This window comes from Kitasatospora griseola (genome assembly GCF_014648555.1).
In the GTDB taxonomy this organism is placed as follows: Bacteria; Actinomycetota; Actinomycetes; order Streptomycetales; family Streptomycetaceae; genus Kitasatospora; species Kitasatospora griseola.
Map to the genome: position 1 here is coordinate 33,390 of NZ_BMRI01000006.1, position 4,552 is coordinate 37,941.

Here is a 4,552-nt window from a genome sequence, read left to right on the forward strand (position 1 = left end):
GGGGACGAGTAGCCGTTCGACAGCACGGTGATGTCGACGGTGCGGGGCTTGCCGGCGCCGGTGGTCGGGGCGGGTGCGGTGGCGACGACCTCACTGGGCGCGCCGGTGCGCTCGATCTTGACGGAGGGCGAGGGGTTGTCGCCGAAGAAGACCTGCGCGTCGGAGCCGAAGTTGACGCCGGTGATCGTGACGCTCCGGCCCGTCCGGCCGCTGTCGGGGGCGATGCCGCTGACCATCACCGGCGCGGGGCCGTCGTAGGCGAACTGGCCGAGCGGGACGGCCGACGAGGTGCCCAGGTCGGTGGTGACCCGGACGGCGACCACGCCGACGCCGGACGGCACGCGGACGCTGATCGCGAGGCCGTCGCTGCTGACGACCGGGTCCGGGCACGGGACGGCGCCGAAGTCGACCGCCGTGCCCGGGCCGAAGCCGCTGCCGGCGATGACGAGCGCACTGCCGGGCTTGCCCGCGTTGCTGCTGAGGGCCCGCACCGCCGGGCCGGGCAGCACGTCGGGGGCGCCGAGCAGACCCAGGTAGGTGGCGTTGGCGTGCTGGAAGGCGACCTGGCCCATGAAGTCCTGGAGCGTCTTCCTGACCATGACCCGGTCGTAGTCGCTCTTGTAGTCCGGATGGAGCTTGTGCGCCCTGCCCGGCTGGGCGTAGGCGTGCGGGCCGGGCAGCCCGGCGATCGCCGTGATCACGGCCTTGACGTCCTCGTTCGCCTCCGGGCCGGGCGGATGGGGGTACCACTTCTTCACGTCGTCGAGACCGGTCCACGCCTGCGGCACCACGTCCCAGGCGTTGAAGTGGCGTTCGTTGGCGACCCAGTTCAGCGAGTCGACGTACGCCGCGAACTCCGGGCTGCCGGCGGCGAGCCGACGGCGGTGAACGGCACCACTGTGCCCACGCCGAGGTCCTCCATCAGGTCGGTGACGCTGCCGACCGTGCCGCGCAGGACCACCGCGAACGCGTTGGTGGAGCGGCTGGCGGCCAGGTACGCCATGTTCGCGTTGTCCGGGCTCAGCGCCAGCCAGATCGGGAACCAGTCGTTCCCGGTCGCGAGCGAGGGCTCGGCCAGCTGCCGTCCGACGCCCTGGAGGATCCGGTCCCGCTGCTCCGCCGTCGTCTCGCCCGACGGCCGCGGGGTCGCCGCCGTCGCCGCGATCGCGGCCGGCGTCATGGCCACTTGCGGCGTGATCGATGCGTCGTGCTCCGTCGCCATGCGTGCTCCCTGGGAATGGGCCGCCCCACCGGCTGGAGAGGTCGTGCCCACTCCGGGTTCCGCCCAGGGCCTCCGACGATGTGTCCCGGCCCCGGACGTCACACCATTGGACGTGCGCCCGCACGGCGCGGACGAACCCCGACCGACGGTCCGTCAGCTCCGCGCCTCGGCCAGCAGCGTCGCCTGCGGATACCGCTCGCCCGGCCCGGGCAGGCGGACGGTGCGGGCGGTCTCGGTGAGGCGCGCGGCGGGGAGCAGCGCGGCGAGGGCATCGACGGGCCAGCGGTGGGCGGTGGTGACCTTGTGGTCGAACGGGACGGGCTGGTCGGTGTCGCCGAGAGCGGGGTCGGCGGCGAAGAAGCCGAGCAGGAGGCGGCCGCCCGGGGCCAGGACGCGACGCAACTCGGCGAAGGCGTACGGGAGTTCGGCGGGCGGGAGGTGGATCAGCGAGTAGCGGGCGAGGATCGCGCCGAGGCTCGCGTCGGCGAACGGCAGGGCCAGCAGGGAGCCGCGCACGAAGGTCTCGGCGGGGCGCAGGCGGCGGGCCTGGGCCAGCATGCCGGCCGACAGGTCGAGCCCGAACGCGCGGATGCCGAGCCCGCCGAGCAGCGCCGTCGCCTCGCCCGGGCCGCAGCCGAGGTCGCCGACGGGCAGCCCGCCGACCGCCACCGGCGGCGCCGCGATCAGCTCGCCGAGCAACGCCAACTCGTCATCCCTGCTGGCGAGTTCGCCGGTGAACATGGTCGCGTACAGTTCCGCCACCGCGTCGTACGCCTGCCCGACCCCGGTCTGCTCGTCCGCCATCCGCGCCGCCTCCTGTCTTCGCGAGAGCGCCGAGCCTAGCGGGAAAAACCGGTTGCGGATCCGGCGGGTGGGGTGTCTAGACTCCGCTCGTGGCCGTCGTAGCGATCTCTCGCCGATTTAGTGGCCCCCCGGCTCCCGATGGGTGCCGCAGGGGTCGGGTTTCGCCACGCCGGTAGGGCAGTTCGGCTGAGCGGGTCGGTCCCGGTCGGCGGATCGTGCCCAGGGGCCGGGGGGTGTGAGTTCCCACCCTTCCCGCCGAAGCCCCGGAGGCTCCGCCATGTCCGTCGCCGTTCCCGTTCCGCTGTCCGCCGAGCAGCTCGCCCGCGATCTCGCGGTCCGCGACCTGACCGATCCCGCCGACGGCCCGCACGCCGTGCAACTGCTGGTGGACCGCGCCGCCGACGCGCTGTCCCGGCACTGGTCCTGCCCGGCGCGCGTGCACCGCGGCGAGCGGACCGTCACCGTCGCCGACAACTACGACCACCTCAACTACCGTGCCGACGACGTCACTCGGGACACCCGGTACACCCGGTACGTGGACGGCCGCCGGATGCTGCGCAGCCACTCCAGCGCCCTGGTGCCCGGTGCGCTGCGCGCCCTCGCCGCCGGGCCGGCCGGCGACTCGGTGCTGCTGGTCTGCCCGGGCCTGGTGTACCGCCGCGACAGCATCGACCGCCTGCACACCGGCACCCCGCACCAGCTCGACCTCTGGTACCTGACCCGCCGCCGGCTGCCCGCCGGGCCCGACGACCTGACCGGCATGATCGCCGTCCTGGCGGAGGCCCTGCTGCCGGGCGCGGAATACCGCACCGAGGAGCGCGTCCACCCGTACACCCGGGCGGGCCGTCAACTGGACGCGCGGGTCGGCGAGGAGTGGGTGGAGGTCGCCGAGTGCGGGCTGGCGCACCCGCAGGTGCTGGCGGGGGCGGGGCTGGGGCCGGAGTGGAGCGGGCTGGCGCTCGGGATGGGGCTGGACCGGGTGCTGATGCTGCTGAAGGGCATCCCGGACATCCGGATCCTGCGCTCCGCCGATCCGGCGGTGGCCGTCCAGCTCACCGACCTCGCCCCGTACCGGCCGGTCTCCGCGCTGCCGGCGGTCCGCCGCGACCTGTCCGTCGCCGTGGACCGCACCGAGCTGGCGGAGGACCTCGGCGACCGGGTCCGCGACGCGCTCGGCCCGGACGCGGACTGCGTGGAGAGCGTCGAGATCCTCTCCAGCACGCCCTGCCGGGAGCTCCCCCCGCAGGCCCTGACCCGGCTCGGGGCCCGCCCCGACCAGCACAACCTGCTGGTCAAGGTGGTGCTGCGCCACCTGCACCGCACCCTCACCGACTCCGACGCCAACGCGCTGCGCGACCGCGTCTACGCCGCCCTCCACCAGGGCGCCGCCCACCAGTGGGCGGCCACCGCCCCCTGACGATCCGTCACCGGTCCGCGGCCGTCGCCACGACGCCCGCGGACCGGCCGCGCCGCTCAGAAGTCGTCGAAGCTCCCGCCCTGCCGGTACTCGTAGGTGTCGTGCGAGTAGAACGGGCCGAACTGCCACCGCTTCTTCTGGTACCGCACCCGCCGGTGGTAGCCCGGGCCGGTCTCCTCGATGTACTCCTCGTCCGGCATCTGCGGCATGCCGTTGATCGCGAGGCCGATCAGCACGGCGACCACGAGGTCCGCGCCCACCGCCAGGCAGGCGACCAGCGAGTCGCCCCAACCGTCCGCCGGCACGTCGATCCGGAACCCGGCCCGGCCCGACGCCCAGGCGGCGAGGCGCAGGCAGCCGGGCAGGATCCAGGCCACCTCGGCGAGGAGGAACCCGCCCAGCCCGGCGAAGCCGGCCAGCACCAGCAGGGCTATCTGTCCCCCCGTCAGCCTGATGCGCCGGGACCTCACTCCCTCGACGATCCGCGGCACGAAGGTCTGCAGGCCGCGGACCAGCAGGCGGGCGAAGACGGCGAACAGGGCGGTGAAGGAGACCTCGAACACGCAGCTGCCGATCAGCAGCGCCGGCAGCAGCTCATTGCCACCGGGCAGGTGGAAGCCGTCCACCCAGGACGACGACGCCCAGAAGCCGGCCGCCACCGCGACCGTCCCGAACAGGATGTTCAGCATCCTGAGCAGTGTCCGGGTGCCCGCGGCCTTGGCGCCGGCGTGCCGCGCCGCCTCCGCCTGGGCGGCCTCGTACTTCGCGTGCAGGTCGGCCGCCCGGGCCTCCGACTCCTTGCGCTGCCGTTCGGCCTCGTCGACCGCCAGGGCGGCGTCGGTCGCCCGCAGGCCGTCCTGACCCGCGCGCATCCGGTCCAGGGCCCGGGCGCCCAGCTCGGCGGCGCGCGGGTTGCGGGCCAGTTCGATCTGCCCGCCCTCGACCGAACTGACGCTCATCGTCGGCGTCTGCTCCGGCACCCGCTCGGGCACCCGGCGGCTGATGAAGTCGTACAGGTCGTTGACGCTGACCACGCCGTCCTCGTCGAGGTCGGCGTCACCGGTGAGCAGGCCGTCCACCACGGCGGAGGTGAACACCGACGCCTGGCC

4 protein-coding genes and 1 pseudogene are annotated in these 4,552 nt (G+C 74.2%); 1 reads left to right on the plus strand and 4 read right to left on the minus strand.

Annotated features, from left to right (window positions below; all coding sequences use genetic code 11):
• The 3 genes from IEZ12_RS09725 to IEZ12_RS09735 form a co-directional block, all read right to left on the minus strand.
• Positions 1-791, minus strand: a 791-nt coding sequence (locus tag IEZ12_RS09725) for an IPT/TIG domain-containing protein (RefSeq protein WP_189271637.1), incomplete at its 3' end; no start/stop codon positions are given.
• Positions 792-829: 38 nt separating this feature from the next.
• Positions 830-1,222, minus strand: coding sequence for a hypothetical protein (locus IEZ12_RS09730; protein WP_189271638.1), 393 nt, complete (start codon positions 1,220-1,222; stop codon positions 830-832).
• Positions 1,223-1,375: 153 nt separating this feature from the next.
• Positions 1,376-2,026, minus strand: coding sequence for a class I SAM-dependent methyltransferase (locus IEZ12_RS09735; protein ID WP_189271639.1), 651 nt, complete (start codon positions 2,024-2,026; stop codon positions 1,376-1,378).
• Between the two features lie 277 nt (positions 2,027-2,303).
• Here IEZ12_RS09735 and srmL point away from each other — a divergent pair, with 277 nt between their 5' ends.
• Positions 2,304-3,443, plus strand: coding sequence for a PheS-related mystery ligase SrmL (gene srmL / locus IEZ12_RS09740; RefSeq protein WP_189271640.1), 1,140 nt, complete (start codon positions 2,304-2,306; stop codon positions 3,441-3,443).
• A gap of 56 nt (positions 3,444-3,499) precedes the next feature.
• Here srmL and IEZ12_RS09745 read toward each other — a convergent pair.
• A pseudogene (locus IEZ12_RS09745) lies at positions 3,500-4,552 on the minus strand (hypothetical protein); the annotation flags it as partial.

Excerpts from the sequence above, each read along its gene's own strand:
- srmL (WP_189271640.1), top strand. The coding sequence starts at position 2,304 with ATGTCCGTCGCCGTTCCCGTTCCGCTGTCCGCCGAGCAGCTCGCCCGC.
- IEZ12_RS09735 (WP_189271639.1), bottom strand. The coding sequence starts at position 2,026 with ATGGCGGACGAGCAGACCGGGGTCGGGCAGGCGTACGACGCGGTGGCG.
- IEZ12_RS09730 (WP_189271638.1), bottom strand. The coding sequence starts at position 1,222 with ATGGCGACGGAGCACGACGCATCGATCACGCCGCAAGTGGCCATGACG.